The organism is Streptomyces sp. NPDC032198 (assembly GCF_040636975.1).
Lineage (GTDB): Bacteria > Actinomycetota > Actinomycetes > Streptomycetales > Streptomycetaceae > Streptomyces.
In genome coordinates this window covers 443,226-459,376 of the sequence record NZ_JBEZVL010000002.1, presented here as the reverse complement: position 1 = coordinate 459,376, position 16,151 = coordinate 443,226, and the positions used below count along the sequence as shown (strand labels likewise).

17 protein-coding genes are annotated in these 16,151 nt (G+C 70.7%); 8 read left to right on the top strand and 9 right to left on the bottom strand.

Going from position 1 to position 16,151, the window contains the following annotated elements:
- The first annotated feature begins 75 nt into the window (after positions 1–75).
- The 3 genes from AB0E78_RS07285 to AB0E78_RS07275 all read left to right on the top strand — a co-directional run bounded on the left by AB0E78_RS07285 (position 76) and on the right by AB0E78_RS07275 (position 2,233).
- Entirely contained in the window at positions 76–630 is a 555-nt protein-coding gene (locus AB0E78_RS07285) for a hypothetical protein (RefSeq protein WP_361829212.1), read from the top strand.
- Between the two features lie 162 nt (positions 631–792).
- The gene (locus AB0E78_RS07280) at positions 793–1,467 is read left to right on the top strand and encodes a hypothetical protein (RefSeq protein ID WP_361829210.1); all 675 of its coding nucleotides are present in this window, start codon (positions 793–795) and stop codon (positions 1,465–1,467) included.
- Positions 1,468–1,639: 172 nt separating this feature from the next.
- On the top strand, positions 1,640–2,233 hold the full coding sequence (locus AB0E78_RS07275; RefSeq protein WP_361829208.1) for a hypothetical protein: 594 nt from the start codon (positions 1,640–1,642) through the stop codon (positions 2,231–2,233).
- An 8-nt stretch (positions 2,234–2,241) separates the two neighbouring features.
- Here the strand turns inward: AB0E78_RS07275 and AB0E78_RS07270 are convergent, their stop codons facing one another.
- Positions 2,242–3,081 carry a class I SAM-dependent methyltransferase gene (locus tag AB0E78_RS07270; RefSeq protein WP_361829206.1) on the bottom strand — a complete coding sequence of 280 codons (840 nt, stop codon included), beginning with the start codon at positions 3,079–3,081 and terminating at the stop codon, positions 2,242–2,244.
- 71 nt (positions 3,082–3,152) lie between these two features.
- On the opposite strand from AB0E78_RS07270, the gene AB0E78_RS07265 reads away from it, so the two are divergent.
- Both AB0E78_RS07265 and AB0E78_RS07260 read left to right on the top strand, forming a co-directional pair.
- A complete protein-coding gene (locus AB0E78_RS07265; protein WP_361829204.1) occupies positions 3,153–4,985 on the top strand; it encodes a prolyl oligopeptidase family serine peptidase in 1,833 nt (610 codons plus the stop codon).
- A gap of 91 nt (positions 4,986–5,076) precedes the next feature.
- Positions 5,077–5,910, top strand: a complete 834-nt coding sequence (locus AB0E78_RS07260; RefSeq protein WP_361829203.1) for an SURF1 family protein — start codon at positions 5,077–5,079, stop codon at positions 5,908–5,910.
- A 134-nt stretch (positions 5,911–6,044) separates the two neighbouring features.
- Here AB0E78_RS07260 and AB0E78_RS07255 read toward each other — a convergent pair whose 3' ends face one another.
- The 4 genes from AB0E78_RS07255 to AB0E78_RS07240 all read right to left on the bottom strand — a co-directional run bounded on the left by AB0E78_RS07255 (position 6,045) and on the right by AB0E78_RS07240 (position 10,685).
- Positions 6,045–7,322, bottom strand: a complete 1,278-nt coding sequence (locus AB0E78_RS07255; RefSeq protein WP_361829201.1) for a hypothetical protein — start codon at positions 7,320–7,322, stop codon at positions 6,045–6,047.
- Complete coding sequence (locus AB0E78_RS07250) at positions 7,319–7,978, bottom strand: SigE family RNA polymerase sigma factor (protein ID WP_160506274.1); 660 nt, start codon at positions 7,976–7,978, stop codon at positions 7,319–7,321. The genes AB0E78_RS07255 and AB0E78_RS07250 overlap by 4 nt, the downstream gene beginning before the upstream one ends.
- Before the next feature lie 377 nt (positions 7,979–8,355).
- A complete protein-coding gene (locus tag AB0E78_RS07245; RefSeq protein WP_361829199.1) occupies positions 8,356–9,417 on the bottom strand; it encodes an aspartate-semialdehyde dehydrogenase in 1,062 nt (353 codons plus the stop codon).
- A complete protein-coding gene (locus tag AB0E78_RS07240) occupies positions 9,414–10,685 on the bottom strand; it encodes an aspartate kinase (RefSeq protein ID WP_361829197.1) in 1,272 nt (423 codons plus the stop codon). The genes AB0E78_RS07245 and AB0E78_RS07240 overlap by 4 nt, the downstream gene beginning before the upstream one ends.
- A 321-nt stretch (positions 10,686–11,006) precedes the next feature.
- Between AB0E78_RS07240 and AB0E78_RS07235 the strand changes: the two genes are divergently transcribed.
- Both AB0E78_RS07235 and AB0E78_RS07230 read left to right on the top strand, forming a co-directional pair.
- Complete coding sequence (locus AB0E78_RS07235; protein WP_361829195.1) at positions 11,007–11,360, top strand: PadR family transcriptional regulator; 354 nt, start codon at positions 11,007–11,009, stop codon at positions 11,358–11,360.
- Between the two features lie 29 nt (positions 11,361–11,389).
- Positions 11,390–12,484, top strand: a complete 1,095-nt coding sequence (locus tag AB0E78_RS07230; RefSeq protein ID WP_361829193.1) for a hypothetical protein — start codon at positions 11,390–11,392, stop codon at positions 12,482–12,484.
- A 54-nt stretch (positions 12,485–12,538) separates the two neighbouring features.
- Here the strand turns inward: AB0E78_RS07230 and AB0E78_RS07225 are convergent, their stop codons facing one another.
- From AB0E78_RS07225 to AB0E78_RS07215, 3 genes are all read right to left on the bottom strand, one after another.
- Positions 12,539–13,303, bottom strand: a complete 765-nt coding sequence (locus tag AB0E78_RS07225; protein WP_361829191.1) for a DUF5063 domain-containing protein — start codon at positions 13,301–13,303, stop codon at positions 12,539–12,541.
- Entirely contained in the window at positions 13,296–13,895 is a 600-nt protein-coding gene (gene recR / locus AB0E78_RS07220) for a recombination mediator RecR (protein ID WP_125514107.1), read from the bottom strand. The genes AB0E78_RS07225 and recR overlap by 8 nt, the downstream gene beginning before the upstream one ends.
- A 67-nt stretch (positions 13,896–13,962) precedes the next feature.
- Positions 13,963–14,304 (bottom strand): YbaB/EbfC family nucleoid-associated protein, encoded by a 342-nt coding sequence (locus AB0E78_RS07215; protein WP_361829540.1) that lies wholly within the window; start codon positions 14,302–14,304, stop codon positions 13,963–13,965.
- A gap of 317 nt (positions 14,305–14,621) precedes the next feature.
- Between AB0E78_RS07215 and AB0E78_RS07210 the strand changes: the two genes are divergently transcribed.
- A complete protein-coding gene (locus AB0E78_RS07210) occupies positions 14,622–15,428 on the top strand; it encodes an SLATT domain-containing protein (protein WP_361829188.1) in 807 nt (268 codons plus the stop codon).
- A gap of 65 nt (positions 15,429–15,493) precedes the next feature.
- On the opposite strand, the gene AB0E78_RS07205 is transcribed toward AB0E78_RS07210, so the two are convergent.
- Positions 15,494–16,144 carry a hypothetical protein gene (locus tag AB0E78_RS07205; RefSeq protein ID WP_361829187.1) on the bottom strand — a complete coding sequence of 217 codons (651 nt, stop codon included), beginning with the start codon at positions 16,142–16,144 and terminating at the stop codon, positions 15,494–15,496.
- Between the last annotated feature and the right edge of the window lie 7 nt (positions 16,145–16,151).

The window sequence follows — 16,151 nt, the reverse complement described above, 5'->3', positions numbered from 1 at the left end:
TTCCCCCGCCCCGGCCGTACTCGTAAGATCGTCCAGTCGTCTTGAGGAGTACGGCTGACCTGACCTGGGGGAACGTTGGGAGCGGGCGAACAGCTCGTCACGGTGGCCGCCGTTCTGCTCGGCGCCCTGACCACACACGTCACCAACTACTTGATGGAACGCAGCCGGAACCGGCATCAGTTGCTCACGCGCTGGGACGACAAGAAGGTCGAGGCGTACGGCGATTACGTGGACGCGGCGAAGGCGCGCATAGCCATGGCCGTGCGGCTCTACGAGCAGCGCGGCGGCATGCAGGATCACCGCAGGACGGAACACGAGCTCCGTGACGACCTGGCGGAGGCGGGGCGCGCCTGGGGCAGCGCCTTCGAGCGGGTCATGCTGATGGGCGGTGACGAGGCCGTCGAAGCGGGCCACGACCTGAACGCCCTTGTCGCGCAGATCGATTGGCAGGCCACAGGCAGGACCGAGGGGACTCTCGACGAGTGGCGCCACCGGAACCGCGAGGCGTTCCGCGCCATCAACACCTTCCACGACGCGGCGCGCAAGGACCTCGGAATCCAGGGCAGCGTGTCGGGCGAACAGCACCCGGAACGTGATCTGTTGTTGCCGCCCGCGCAGCGGAACGCGTAACGCGCGGAGCGTGTGAAGGGCGGCCGGGTCCGCGCGCGGCTCTGGTCTGTTGTGCGGCGACGTGCCACCCTGCCCGACACATCCGCCGTCCACCGCTGTGGACCACGTCGGGTGGGGGCGGGGCACAGCGCCCCGTTGCTCCGTGCAGGCATGGAGGTGCCGGTGAACGAGCACGACCACGAAGAGCGAGAGCCAGCGGGTGAACCGGGAGCACCGGGAGCACACGCCCCTGCGGCGGAAGCCCTGCGGGCGGGTCACGCGGCCCGCGCCGAGAGCGCGGCGGCACGGGCGGCGGCGCTCAGCCGCTACGTCGAGCGGCGCGGGGCCGAGCAACGTGGGGCCGAGCAACGTGGGGCCGAGCAGCAAGGGACCGGGCAGCAAGGGACCGAGCAGCCGGGGCCCGGGGCCGGCGGTCATGCCGACGCCGTCTGGAAGGCCGCTCACGCCGCCCGTGTGGCGGCCCAGGCCCTCGCCGTCCTCTCCGAGAGTGCGCCCGACCCGGCCGCGGATTCCCGCTGTGCGCGCAACGCCTCGGCCGCCGCCGCGCAGGCCGCCCAGATGGGGCAACTCGTGGACGAAGGCACCGAGGGCGCCGAGCACGCCGAGCACTCGGCAGCGGCCTGCAAGGCGGCTCTCAAGGCCTCGCTGACGGCCGGAACAGCGGCGGGGGCACAGCACTTGGGCGCCGACGAACGGCTGAACGCGGAAGCCGATGCCGGGGAGCGGGACGCCGTCATGGCTGCCGAGCGCGCCGGATGGATCCGCGCGGACGAAGACGTGCCCACCGTGTCGACGGGCGTACGGAGCCCTGAGGTCATGGCGATGATGCACCTTTGAAGCCACCGATGGCCCGGCGTCCTGTCTTCAAGTAGCCCTGTCTTCAAGTGGCTCTGTCTTCAAGTGGCCCTGACACGCCCCGTTCCGCTCACCGTTCCGTGGTGCCACCATGCGGAGTCCATGGGTGTCGAGGGGTTCGAGGTTCCCTCGGCGGGGGCGGGTGGAGGAACGAATGGCAGAGGTCTTCTTGCGGCGGCTGACCCGGTGGCAGGCGGAGCAGCAGCGGGAAGCGGTCGCCGACGTCTATGTCGAGGCCTACGAAGGAGACGCCGGCGCCGAGTACCGCGACAGGCAGGGGTTTCTGCGGCTCTTCGAGAGCGCCGTGCAGCGGCCCGACTTCGACATGGTCGTCGCCGACGCGGGGGGCCTCGTCGGCTGTCTCTACGGCTACCGCGCGGCGCGTACCGGCGACTGGTGGGAGGGGTTTCGCGGGGTGCTGCCCCCGGAGGTCGAGGAACGCACGGCATCGGGCCGGGTCTTCGTCCTGACCGAGCTGATGGTGGTGCCCGCGTACCGGCGCCAAGGGGTCTCGGGCCGCCTGCGCACGCTGCTGCTCATCCGGCACGCCACGGATCTGGTCGTCGCGGTCATCAAACGGGACGACGACCTGGGGCGCGAGGTCCTGCGCTCGTGGGGCTGGACCAAGCTCGGCGAGTTCGACCCGGTCGGGCCCGGCTCGACGGCGCCGCCCGGCCGGGGAGAGAGCGAGGCGGGGGTGGCGCGCGACGGGCTCGTGCGGGAGGGGTGGATGCGGCCGACCCACTGAGAAGAAGCTCAGGCCGCCGTCCTGCGCGGCTTGCTCGCCCGCAGGGAGTACATGAGGGGGATGCGGGGGCGGTCCACCGGGAACTGGTGGACTCCGTCGCGGAGTTCGAGGGTGCCGAAGCGCGCGAAGAGCGTCGTGTCGCGCTCGTGGAGGAAGTCGATGCGCAGGCCCGCCGCCGCCAGGGCCGAGACGACCTCGCCCACCGGGTGCTGCCACTCGACGGTGCGGTTGTGGACCGTGGGGGTGGTGGTGTCCGCGTAGCCGCCGGGGGCCTCGTCGACCCAGGCGTCGCGGGCGAAGTAGTCGTGCTCGATCCGTGAGCCCGTCGCGTCGTCCAGGATGTCGGCGAGCGGGTGGAACTCCGAGAGGTAGAGGAAGCCGCCGGGCGCGACGAGCGCCGCCGCGGTCTCGGCCCACCGCTGGATGTCGGGGAGCCAGCACAGGGCGCCCACGCCGGTGTAGACGATGTCGTACGAGGAGTCGGGCACCGCATCCGCCGCGTCGTACACGTCGGCGGCGACGAAGGACGCCTGGTCGGCGCTGAGGCCGAGCTCTGCGGCGAGGTCGCGGGCCGCTTCCACGGCGGGCTCGGAGAAGTCCAGGCCGACCACGCGGGAGGCCCCGTGCCGGGCCCAGGAGAGGGTGTCCAGGCCGATGTGGCACTGGAGGTGGAGCAGCGAGCGCCCGGTGACGTCACCGACCTCGGCGAGCTCGAAGGCGCGCAGCGGGTCCTTGCCGGCGCGGAAGGCGTCGAGGTCGTAGTAGTCACTGGCCAGGTGCAGAGGCACGCGTTCGTCCCAGCGTCTTCGGTTGGCCTCGCGCCAGTCGGAAGGGGTCGGTGAGTACATTCCAGAAAGTTATCCACAGGCTGGGGACCCTCGCCAGCGGATTGTCGGCGTGGACGTGCACTATGGGGTCCATGAGCGACTTGGGTGCGGGTACGGATGCGGGTGCAGGTACGGACGCGGCTGCGGAGACGCCGGACTGGGAGAAGCGGTTCCGTGCGCCGCGGGTGTCCCTGCCCGACTGGGCGGAGGACGCCCCCGACCGTTCCTTGTTCGTGTCGAACGCGACAGGGACGTACGAGCTGTACGCGTGGGACCGCGCGACCGGCGAACAGCGCCAGGTGACGGACCGGCCGAACGGCACGACGGACGGGATCCTCTCGCCGGACGGCGAGTGGATCTGGTGGTTCAACGACACGGACGGCGACGAATTCGGTGTGTGGATGCGCCAGCCCTTCGCGGGCGGCGGCACCGACGAGCCCGCGGTGCCAGGGCTCGAGGCGTCGTATCCGGCGGGCCTCGCTCTCGCCCGGGACGGGCGGATGTCCGTCGTGGGCCGCTCGACGGACGACGAAGGGTCGACGATCCATGTCGTACGTGCCCCGGGCGCGGACCCCGTCGAGATCTACCGCCACCGCGAGTCCGCGGGCGTCGGCGACCTCTCCCACGACGGCTCGCTGATCGCCGTCGAGCACACGGAGCACGGCGACGCGATGCACTCCACCCTCCGGGTGATCAGGCCGGACGGCTCCACGGTCGCCGAGCTCGACGACACCGAGGGCGGCACGGTCGAGCTGGGTCTTGAGGTCCTCGGTTTCGCGCCCGTCGCCGGGGACACGCGGCTGCTCGTCGGGCATCAGCGGCGCGGCCGCTGGGAGCCGATGGTGTGGGACGTCGCGTCGGGCGAGGAGACGGACCTGGCCCTGGACCTGCCGGGTGACGTGAGCGCCGAGTGGTATCCGGACGGTTCCGCCCTGCTCATCGCGCACAGCTTCGAGGCCCGCAGCGAGTTGTTCCGGTACGTGTTCGCCTCCAGTGAGCTGATCGAGGTCGAGACGCCCGCGGGGTCGGTGTCGGGGGCGACGGCGCGGCCGGACGGCAGCGTGGAGTACCTGTGGTCGTCGGCCGCCGAGCCGCCGGTGGTGCGCTCGACGACGGGCGGCGTCGTCCTTGACCCGCCGGGCATGAAGGCCCCGGCCTCCGTGCCGGTGGAGGATGTGTGGGTGGAGGGCCCCGGCGGCCGTGTCCACGCGCTCGCGCAGAAGCCCGCCGGCGCGACAGGCCCCCTCCCCACGGTCTTCGAGATCCACGGCGGCCCGACGTGGCACGACAGCGACGCGTTCGCCGCGGGCCCGGCGGCCTGGGTGGACCACGGGTACGCGGTGGTGCGCGTCAACTACCGCGGCTCGACCGGGTACGGCCGGGAGTGGACGGACGCCCTCAAGCACCGGGTCGGTCTGATCGAGCTGGAGGACATCGCTGCGGTGCGGGAGTGGGCCGTGACGTCGGGCCTCGCTGACCCGGACCGCATCGTCCTTGCGGGCGGCTCCTGGGGCGGCTATCTCACGCTCCTCGGCGTCGGCACCCAGCCCGACTCCTGGGCGGTGGGCCTGGCCGCGGTCCCGGTCGCCGACTACGTGACGGCGTACCACGACGAGATGGAGGCCCTGAAGGCCATGGACCGCACGCTCCTCGGCGGTACGCCCGAGGAGGTCCCGGAGCGCTTCGAGGCCTCGTCCCCGCTGACGTACGTGGACGCGGTGAAGGCCCCGGTCTACATCTCCGCGGGCGTGAACGACCCGCGCTGCCCGATCCGCCAGGTGGAGAACTACGTGGACCGGCTCAAGGCCCGGGACGCCGTGCACGAGGTGTACCGGTACGACGCGGGGCACGGCTCGCTCGTCGTGGACGAGCGGATCAAGCAGGTGCGGCTGGAACTGGACTTCGCCGCGCGGCACCTCCGCTAGGCGGGACCCGGGCCGCGGGGGCGGTGGCGCGGCCGGTGGCTTCGCCAACCCCGCGGGGCGTCTGTGCCGGGCACACCCGTACCGTGGGGGTGTGTACCGGTTCCTGCTGACGCCCCGCTGGTGGGGGATCAACGTCTTCGTACTGCTGGCCATCCCCGTCTGCGTCTTCATGGGGTCATGGCAGCTCGGACGGTTCGAGGACCGCGTCGAGGCGCATGACGCCGCACAGAAGCAGGCGGACCGGCAGGCGTCGCCGACCCGGTCGCAGGAGAAGCCCCGGCCGCTGGACTCGATGCTCCCCGTGGACAAGGAGACGTCCGGGGAACGGGTGTCGGCCTCCGGGCGGTACGGCAAGCAACTGCTGGTTCCGGACCGGGAATTGGACGACAAGTCGGGCTACTACGTCCTCACCCTGCTGCACACCGGCGACGGCAAGGACCTGCCGGTCGTGCGGGGCTGGCTCCCCGGGCACGCGAGTGCGGCGAAGGCTCCCGCCGCGCCGTCCGGTGAGGTCACCGTGACGGGGGCGCTCCAGGCCTCCGAGAGCCCCGGTTCGAACGGGGTCAGCGCGGCCGGCGGGCTGCCGGACGGCCAGCTGGGCGCCATCAGCGCGGCCTCGCTGGTGAACCTGGTCAAGGGCGATGTGTACGACGCCTGGGTCACCCTGGAGAAGGGCGACTCCGGGATGAAGGCGGTACCGGCGTCAGCGCCGGAGAACTCCGGGCTCGACCTCAAGGCCTTCCAGAACCTCGGTTACACCGGCGAGTGGTTCGTGTTCGCGGGGTTCGTCGTCTTCATGTGGTTCCGGCTGTTCCGGCGGGAGCGGGAGTTCGCGCGGGACGCCGAGCTGGGGATCCTGCCAGAGGGTTCCGCCACGGCGGACGGGGCGGCGGGGGCCGGGACGGCCGAGGTCCGCGCGGGCTGAGATCCCCTCTCCCCCTCCCTCACCTCCAGCCTTCTCCCACTGAACGTCGGACGGGCCGGATCCTTCTCAGGATCCGGCCCGTCCGGTTTCGTACCACTGGCGTCCGGCCGTGAGGGTCCGGTCGCCGACGTCACCTACGACGCCGACAACATCCCCGTCCGGTACACCGTCCCCGCACACGCGTTGGTGATCGTCGCGCCCGCCGAGGGCGAACCCTGGGCGGCGGTCAGGGACACCGTCACACCGCCGTCCAGTACGCCGCCGTCCTCGCGCACCATCTGGGGCTCCGTGCCGCCCGGTGAGCCACTGTCTCCGCCGCTGCCCTCGGTGGGGGTCGGGTCGGGGGACGGCGGCTCACCGCTGTCCGTCGGACACGACTCCGAAGGCACCCAGGCGAACTTCACCTCGTACGCGGCGCCCGGCTGCAGGACCAGCGAGCCGACCGCCTGTCCCGGGTCGGGAAGGCCCGTCGCCGCGTCGCCCGCCACGTGGTCGGCGACGACGATCTTCGCGGGATCGGCCGCCCCCGTGGCCGCCGTGCTCACGCCGCCCGGGGCGCTGACCGTGCAGCTGCTGCCGGAGATGTTGGCGATGCGGAAGCTGCCGTACACCTTGCCCTCGGCGTCCGCGCCGCCCGCGCTACCGCTGGCATTGCCGAGCTGGTCCGCCGCGCAGGCAGGCGAGTCGGCGGATGCTGTACCCGCCGGGTCGGGACCACCGGTCGCGCCGCCGCTGGCCTCACCCTTCCCCTTGCCGTCCTTCTTGCCCTTCTTGTCCTTCTTGTCCTTCGACTTGGAGGGGCCGGAGTCGCTGCCCCTGCCCTTCTCGCCGCCGTCGGGGCCCTTGCCCTGACTCGAACCGCCCTGCGTCTGCTCGCTGTTGCCCGCGATCGACGGCCGGTCGTCCGAGCCGCCGCCGGAGTTCGTGACGTGCACGAGAGCGGGGATGGCGGTGCCGATGAAGAGCGCGGCGGCGGCCATACCGACCACGGCCTGGCGCTTGCGCTGCCTGCGCGCCGGTACCGCGTACCGCAGCCGCTCCAGGGCGCGGTCCCCCGGCTCGATCTCCTGGACGGCGGAACGCATCATCCTGCGCAGTGCCAGCTCGTCCGGGCCGCCGTCCTCACCGAAGAGGGAATCCGCCCCGGAGCCCGACTCGGCGTCGGCCTTCGCCCCCGGCTCGCTCTCGCTCCCGGAGGCCTCGGCCTCGGGAGTATCGGCCCCGGAGACCTCGGTCTCCTCCGTCCCGGAAGCCTCGGTTTCGGACCCGCTCTCGGGCGCGGACGCGGTGGGCTCGTCGCCCTGGCCGTGTTTCACAGTTCCGTCCCCAGCATGCTGCTCAAACTCGGCGCTCTCGTCGCGGCTCTCGTCGCGGCGCTCTTCGTGCTCGCGCCCGTACTCATGCTTGCTCATGCCGGTGCCTCCATGGCGACCCGCAGCGCCGCGATCCCGCGCGAGCCGTACGCCTTCACCGACCCGAGCGATATGCCCAGGGTCTCGGCGACCTGCGCCTCGGTCATGTCCGCGAAATACCGCAGGACCAGAACCTCGCGCTGGCGGCGCTGAAGGCCGCGCATCGCCTTGATCAACTCGTCCCGCTCAAGGAGGTCGTACGCACCCTCCTCGGCGCTCGCCATGTCGGGCATCGGCTTCGAGAGCAGCTTCAGCCCGAGGATCCGGCGCCGCAGCGCGGACCGCGAGAGGTTCACGACGGTCTGCCGGAGATAGGCGAGCGTCTTCTCCGGGTCCCGCACGCGTTTGCGCGCCGAGTGCACCCGGATGAACGCCTCCTGCACCACGTCCTCGCAGGAGGCCGTGTCATCGAGAAGCAGCGCCGCCAGGCCGAGGAGCGACCTGTAGTGGGCGCGGTAGGTCTCGGTCAGGTGGTCGACTGTGGTGCCGGCGCTCATCGCCTCCTCAGCGCCCTCGCGCTGCGTCGGGATGCGGGCCGATCTCGTGGTGGGCATGGGGGCGATCACCGGCATGCCGGCGGGCGCACGGGGACGGCGAGGCGGGCGCAGGGCCGCGCCCCTCGCCTGAACCGCTGTGAAATCGAGTACCTCTGCCACGCCTGTTGGACACGCTCACCCCCTGGAGGGTTGTACGCATCACGCGGCGCGTTTGCGGCAGGCAGCGTCGCCGTTGGTGACGATGCATCAATTGCACCCATGCGTACCAGCTCTTCCCCTATGCCCAAATTTCCGCAGCGCTCAGGTCACACCCCCGGGAGGGCGCTCGCAAAGACGCGCCCCGCCCAGCTGCCGGTTGCAGTGGACGGGGACGAATATTGCGAATCTTGGAACGTGGCAATGGTCCAGTTCAAGCGATCCTGGCCACCAAGTTGGACACAGAACTTACACAGACGCCACAAAGACTTTCGCCCCGGGGAGCATGTGGGGCTATTTCTGCCCGCCCGCCCGCACCTTTCTGCGCCTTTTTGTCCCTACTACTGACGCCCGGTGAACTCCCCCGCCACGAGCTCCGCGATCTGGGTCGTGTTCAGCGCGGCGCCCTTGCGCAGGTTGTCCCCGCACACGAAGAGCTCCAGGGCCGTCGGATCGTCCAGCGCGCGCCGCACCCGGCCCACCCACGTGGGGTCGGTCCCGACCACGTCGGCGGGGGTCGGGAACTCCCCGGCGGCCGGGTTGTCGAACAGCACGACGCCAGGAGCGGTGGCCAGGATCTCGCGCGCGCGGTCCACCGTGACCTCGTCCTCGAAGCGCGCGTGCACGGTCACCGAGTGCGTGGTGACGACCGGCACGCGTACGCAGGTCACCGCGACCTTCAGATCGGGCAGGCCGAGGATCTTGCGGGACTCGTCCCGCACCTTCATCTCCTCGGACGACCAGCCGTCGTCGCGCAGCGTCCCGGCCCACGGCACCACGTTCAGCGCCACGGGCTCCGGGAAGGGCCCGGTGTCGTCGCCGACGGCACGGCGTACGTCACCCGGGCTGGTGCCGAGCTCCGAACCCGCCACCAGCTTCATCTGCCGCCGCAGCGTGTCCACGCCGTCGCGTCCGGCCCCGCTCACCGCTTGGTACGAGGAGACGATCAGCTCGCGAAGCCCGAACTCGGCGTGCAGCGCGCCGATGGCCACGATCATCGAGAGGGTCGTGCAGTTGGGGTTGGCGACGATGCCGCGCGGGCGCACGCGCGCGGCGTGCGGATTGACCTCGGGGACGACCAGCGGCACGTCCGGGTCCATCCGGAAGGCGGCGGAGTTGTCCACGACGACGACGCCCTTGGACGCCGCGACGGGAGCCCACTGCGCGCTCACCTCGTCGGGCACGTCGAACATCGCGACGTCGACGCCGTCGAAGGCCTCTTCGCTCAGCGCGAGCACCTCGACCTCCTCACCGCGCACGGCCAGTTTCTTGCCGGCCGAGCGCGGTGAGGCCACGAGTCGGATCTCGCCCCAGATGTCGGCGTGCTGCGACAGGATCTGGAGCATGACCGCGCCGACGGCCCCGGTCGCTCCGACGACCGCGAGCGTCGGCTTTCCGGTCATCGCCCGGTGCCTCCATAGACCACGGCCTCGTCCGTGTCGGAGTCGAGGCCGAAGGCCGTGTGTACGGCGCGCACGGACTCGTTCGCGTCATCGGCGCGCGTCACGACCGAGATGCGGATCTCGGAGGTCGAGATCAGCTCGATGTTCACGCCCGCGTCGCTGAGCGCCTCGAAGAAGGCGGCGGTGACGCCGGGGTTCGTCTTCATGCCCGCGCCGACCAGCGAGATCTTGGCGATCTGGTCGTCGTAGCGAAGGGAGTCGAAGCCGATGGCCGCGCGGGTCTTCTCCAGCGCGTCGACGGCCTTGCGGCCCTCTGCCTTGGGCAGCGTGAACGAGATGTCCGTGAGGCCCGTCGAGGCGGCCGACACGTTCTGGACGATCATGTCGATGTTGACCCCGGAGTCCGCGATGGCGCGGAAGATCCCTGCGGCCTCACCCGGCTTGTCCGGCACGCCGACGACCGTGATCTTGGCCTCCGAGGTGTCGTGCGCGACACCGGAGATGATGGCCTGCTCCACCTTGCGGTCCCCTTGCGGTTCGTTGCTGACCCACGTACCCCGCAGTCCCGAGAAGGACGAGCGGACGTGAATCGGGATGTTGTAACGACGGGCGTACTCCACACAGCGGTGGAGCAGCACCTTGGACCCGGAGCTCGCGAGCTCCAGCATGTCCTCGAACGAGATCCAGTCGATCTTCTGGGCCTTCTTGACCACACGGGGGTCGGCGGTGAAAACGCCGTCCACGTCCGTGTAGATCTCGCAGACCTCCGCGTCGAGCGCGGCCGCGAGGGCGACAGCGGTCGTGTCGGATCCACCACGACCGAGCGTGGTGATGTTCTTGCCCTCCTGGCTGACGCCCTGGAACCCGGCGACGATGGCGATGTTGCCCTCGTCGATCGAGTCCCGGATGCGGCCCGGGGTGACATCGATGATCCGCGCTTTGTTGTGGACGGAGTCGGTGATGACACCGGCCTGGCTGCCCGTGAACGACTGGGCCGCGTGACCCAGGTTTTTGATCGCCATGGCCAGAAGGGCCATGGAGATCCGCTCCCCGGCGGTCAGCAGCATGTCGAATTCACGCCCGGCAGGAATCGGGGATACCTGCCCGGCAAGATCGATCAACTCATCCGTCGTGTCACCCATGGCGGACACCACGACAACGACCTGATGGCCGTTCTTCTTGGCGTCGACAATCCTCTTGGCGACCCGCTTGATGCCCTCGGCATCGGCTACGGAGGAGCCTCCGTACTTCTGCACGACAAGGCTCACGTGCGCTCCTCGCTCAGTCCGTCTCTTACCGCACTGCTGCGGTCGGCTCAGTCTAACGAGCGGCCGAAATTCGCCGCGCGAATATCGCATCGTGAGATGTCCCGCCCACTCCGTGATCATCCGCCGGCATACGCGCCCGCTGCTCGGGACGTACGTTTCGACCGCTCGGCTTGGCACATGCCCGCTGGGGAGTGGAGCACTCCGAAAGTGGGGCGGGTCACAGGCTCTCCCTCGCTTCACTCTTCCGGGTCTGGCGGATGTCCGAGACTCCGACTATTCTGAAATCCGAACTAGTCGAGAAGACGAGGAGGGGCGGAGGGCATGGCGGAATTCAGCTCCGCATGGCTGCGCGCGGCGTTGCCTCTGTGTCTGCTCGGGATGCTGGAGCGGGGCGAGAGCTATGGGTACGCGCTGCTGCAGGAGTTGAGCGCGGCCGGTCTGTCCAACGCCAAGGCGGCGACGCTCTATCCGGCCCTGACCAGGCTGGAAGAGGAAGGCGCCGTCGACATCCGCTGGAGCGCGGGCGACGGCGGACCCGGACGGAAGTACTACAGCCTCACCGAAACGGGGCGCACGCGGCTGGCCGTCGAGTACCGCGCCTGGCGGGACTTCGACGGTGTGGTGACGGCATTGGCCGATGGCAGCGGGGTCTCCGCGGAGAGCTCCGAGAGTTGAGAGCGGACAGGGACTGGGGGAAGTTGACGATGCGTACGGAAGGCAAGGAGAAGGCTTCGGGCTGGCCGAGCGGCGATGACGCGCGGTGGGCCGCGGAGTTCGAGCTCGCGCTGGTTGTAGAGCACTCGCCGCCCGAGGGGCTCGCCGAGGAGGCCCTCGAGGAGGCCCGGATGACCGCCGTCGAGGCGGGGGCGCCCGTCAGAGAGGTGCTCGGCGATCCCACGGCGTACGCCGAGACGGTGGCAGCCGAGCGGATCGACGAGACCCGGCGCAGCTCCGTCGACGTCGAGGGCTTCGCCCCCGGTGACCGGTTCACCAGCTCCTTGTTGCTGGCCGGCGGCCAGGTCACCCTGTTCGGCGTGGTGCTGTGGGCCGCCAACGGCCTCTGGATGCGGGTCGGTTGGGCCACCGGCGGGGCCGGGCTGCTGCTGGCCGTGCTGATCGTGCTCGTGACCGGCGTCGTCCCCGAGCTGCGCGCGGCGGGGCGGCTTCGCGCCGGCCGGGTGGCCATGGCCTGCGCCGCGGTGCTCGTCGTGGTCTGCGCCGCGTTGTTCACCGCAGTACCCCGAGGGCCTCAAGTGAGCGTTCCGGCGCCCTCGTTGTTCGCGGTCGGCGCGCTGCTCGGGATGGTGGGGTGGCGGATTCGCCCGGAGTCAGTCGGGCGCTGGTTCCGTGGCCGGGCCGTGCCTGCCGAGGACATACGGAGCGGCCGGGAAGGGGGCGCGGGGAGCGACGACGAGGCGTGGCTGACGCGGCTGTTCGCGCTGCTGCGGGGGCGGCACGGGGTGTCCGCGGGGGACGCCCGGCGCAGCGTGGCCGAAGCGCGGGACCATCTCGCCGCATCGGGCGGGAGCGCCGCGGGCGAGTTCGGGGACGTCGAGGTCTACGCCCTGCGGCTCAGCGAAGGGCCGGGGAAGTCACGGCGTGCGGCACGGGCCGAGGTAGTGCCCACGGTCCTGTTCACCGGTGGACTTCTCTGGTGGGGCATCGACCTGGTCAGTGATCCGGAGCCCGCGTCGCTGTGGTTCTGGACGAAGGTCGCGGTGCTGGTCGCCGGTGCGTGGGCCTGGACCACCACCACGTGGTCGCTGTGGCGCAAGCTCCGGCCGACCGGCAAGCGCTGAGCCCTCGCCGGCCCGGGCAGCTGGGTGGCCCGGACCGGGTGTCCCGGACGCCGTCTACTGCACGGAGCGCAGGCCCAGAGGCCCGGCGATCTCCTCCGCCATGACCTTGCCCGCCGCTTCCGCGAGTGCTTCCTCGGCCAGGTCCTCGTCGGTGTCCAGGCCGTTGAGGTCTTCGAGGGGCTGGTTCAGGCGGACGTGGGCGACCAGCGACTGGAGGGCCCGCAGGGCACCCGACGCGGTGGAGCCCCAGTTCGAGAAGTACGAGAACTGCCACCACCACAGGGCCTCGACTGTGCGGCCCGCGCGGTAGTGCGCCAGGCCGTGGGAGAGGTCGGCGACCACGTCTGCCAGGTCGTCCGAGATGCGGCAGGGCACCGGGGCCTTGCGGGGCTCGTACGGGTCGAAGACCTCGGAGTAGACGTCGATCGGCTCCAGCATGGCGGCCAGGCGCTCACGCAGATCGTCGACGTCGCGCTCCGGGCCGAGATCCGGCTCGTAGCGGTCCTCGGGGACGATGTCCTCGTGCGCGCCCAGGCGGCCGCCGGCCAGCAGGAGTTGGGAGACCTCAAGCAGGAGGAAGGGGACGGCCGAGTCGGGCTCGTCGCCCTTGGCGACCTCCGTCACCGCGACGATGAAGCTCTCGATCTGGTCCGAGATCTGCACCGCGAAGGAGTCGGGGTCCTGGGCGGCGTGCAGGAGGACCGTCGCCTCCGGGGCGATGAGCGTCTCGGGGACGATCACCGGCTCGGGGACGACGACCGGCTCCGCGACGGCCGACGCTTCCGGATTCGTGGACTTCTCTTGCTGCTTCTTAGACATCTAGGAGTCGTCTCCCCTCGAAGGCGCGGCCCAGGGTGACCTCGTCCGCGTATTCCAGATCTCCCCCGACAGGGAGCCCGCTGGCCAGGCGGGTGACCTTCAGGCCCATGGGCTTGATCATGCGCGCGAGGTACGTCGCCGTCGCCTCGCCCTCCAGGTTCGGGTCCGTGGCCAGGATCAGCTCCGTGACCGTGCCGTCCGCCAGGCGCGCGAGCAGCTCTCGTATACGCAGGTCGTCCGGTCCCACCCCCTCGATCGGACTGATCGCTCCGCCCAGGACGTGGTACTTCCCCCGGAACTCGCGCGTACGCTCGATCGCCACGACGTCCTTGGGCTCCTCGACCACACAGATGACGCTGAGGTCGCGGCGCGGGTCGCGGCAGATGTTGCAGAGCTCTTCCTGCGCGACGTTGCCACAGGTCGCGCAGAAGCGGACCTTGTCCTTCACCTCAAGGAGGGCGTGGGCGAGGCGGCGTACGTCCGTCGGCTCGGTCTGCAGGATGTGGAAGGCGATCCGCTGCGCGCTCTTGGGACCGACGCCGGGCAGCCTGCCCAATTCGTCGATGAGGTCCTGAACCACGCCTTCGTACACGGGGTGCCTTTCCTGCTTTTGCCGAGTATCACACTTTGGTACGTACGGTAGTTGGCCTGTGGCCCTCTTAGAAGGGAAGGCCCGGGATGCCTCCGCCGCCCAGACCCTGCGCGAGCGGGCCCAGCTTCTGCTGCTGGAGCGCCTGCGCGTTCTCGTTCGCCGCCTGGACCGCCGCGACCACCAGGTCCGCGAGGGTCTCGGTGTCTTCCGGGTCGACCGCCTTGGGGTCGATCACCAGGCCGCGCAGCTCGCCGGAGCCGGTGACCGTCGCCTTGACGAGGCCACCGCCCGCCTGGCCTTCGACCTCCGTGCGCGCGAGCTCGTCCTGAGCGGTCGCGAGGTCCTGCTGCATCTTCTGGGCCTGCTGGAGCAGCTGCTGCATGTCGGGCTGGCCACCACCGGGGATCACGATCAGCTCCTGTCTCGTCACGGTATTTGCGGTGGGTTTTCCACCTGGAATGAGCCTACGTGGTCGAGGGTGCCCTCGCCCCAGCACTCTTTCGAGTGAGATCGGCCGTCTTCCTATACCTGATCAAGCAGCTCTTCCGGGCGGAAATACCGCGAAAAAGGGCTCATGGCCACCCATTGGGCGGTAGGACTGGGGCTGCGCATGAGCAGATGACATCAGTCGCATCAGCACCACACAGCACCAACTGTCACAGCGCGCGCACCGTACGGAGCCGCCGCAGGGAACAGTCAGGAATCTCGTAGAGGTAGGAGTGCCGGGTGAGCCAGCCGGAGATGCAGCCCGAGGGGGTGCCCCCAGAGGGGCAGGGTGCCGGGGCGGGTGCGCAGCCGGGCGTTCCTGGTGGCGTTCCTGGTGGTGGTCCCGGTGGCGCCCCCGGCGGTGGGGACCGCTCCCGGGTCGGGGATCTGACGGGGCGGGCCTTTCCCCTCGGCGACTGGGGCGATCCCGCGCGGCGGCTCGACGAGCTGTACCGGTGGGTGGAGCGGGGCGCGCTCAACACCGCCGAGTGGTACTTGTCCGACCGGGCGTGGAAGCGGCGCGGGGCACGGCTGGCGCGGGTGGGGGCGGCGGTGGGGGCCGTGGGCGCGGGGGTGCTTCCGCTGCTCGATCTGGCGGGGGCGGTGGGGGGCATCGCCACGTGGGGGTTCGTTTCGCTGCTCGCGGGGGCGGCGTGTGTGGCGTGCGACCGGTTCTTCGGCCTGACGTCCGGGTGGATGCGGGACGTGGCCACCGCGCAGGCCGTGCAGCGGCGGCTCCAGGTGCTGCAGTTCGACTGGGCGTCGGAGAGTGTGCGGGAGGTGCTCGGGCCCACCGACGGGACGGCCAGCGAGGCCGCCGAGCGGTGTCTCGGGGTGCTTCGGCGGTTCTCGGAGGACGTGACGGAGCTCGTGCGGTCCGAGACCGCGGACTGGATGGTGGAGTTCCGGTCGGGGCCCGCGCCGTTGGCCATGCAGGCCGTGGTTCCGGCCTCCCGCGGGGAGGCCGGAACTGCCCCGCTCCGAGCCGCCCTGCCGCCCGGGGCGCGCCCCAACATGCCCCGACAGCGACCGCCGGAGCCTCGCTGAGGTGAGGTGAGGTGAGGTGAGTGGGACGGATGGGCGCCTCGAACGGCCGGGCGGGCCACGAGCCGTCAGCTGTAAATGATCATTGAGCCTTGCGCCAGGCTTCGGGTGGTCGCCGCGTGCAGGCCGAGCCACACATGGCGCTCCCTCGCGAAGGGGCTGTCGTCCGGTGGAGCCGGGGCCGCCGGTTCCTCCAGGGACGTGGGCGCCTCGGGCGGGGTCGGCGGGCGAGGAGGGTTGGTCGCGTCGATGCCGATGGACGGGGCCACGAACTCCAGTTCCCGCAGGAGCGCGTGGGACGAGCCCAGCGGGCCGCCCCCGGAGAGGAGTTCGTCGTTCGAGAGGGGCGCGGGGAAGTCGACCGGGACGTAAGCCCCCGCGTGGTCGTAGTGCCAGACCAGGTGCGACTGCTGAGCCGTGGTGTCGAACATCTCCAGCAACTGCTCGTAGTCCCCGCCCAGTTCGTCCACCGGCGTGACCTCCAGGCCGCAGACCTGGAGCAGATACGCCCGACGCAGGAAATGCAGCGCGTCGTAGTCGAATCCCGCGACCGGGGCCACGTCCCCGGAGAGGCCCGGCATATAGGCGAAGACGGGGACGGAAGGCAGGCCGGCCTCGTGCAGCGCCTTGTCGTACGCCGCGATCTCCTCCGCGAAGGGATTGTCGGGGCTGTGGCACAGCACGTCGACGAGCGGGACCAGCCACAGATCACAGGCCAAGGGTGCT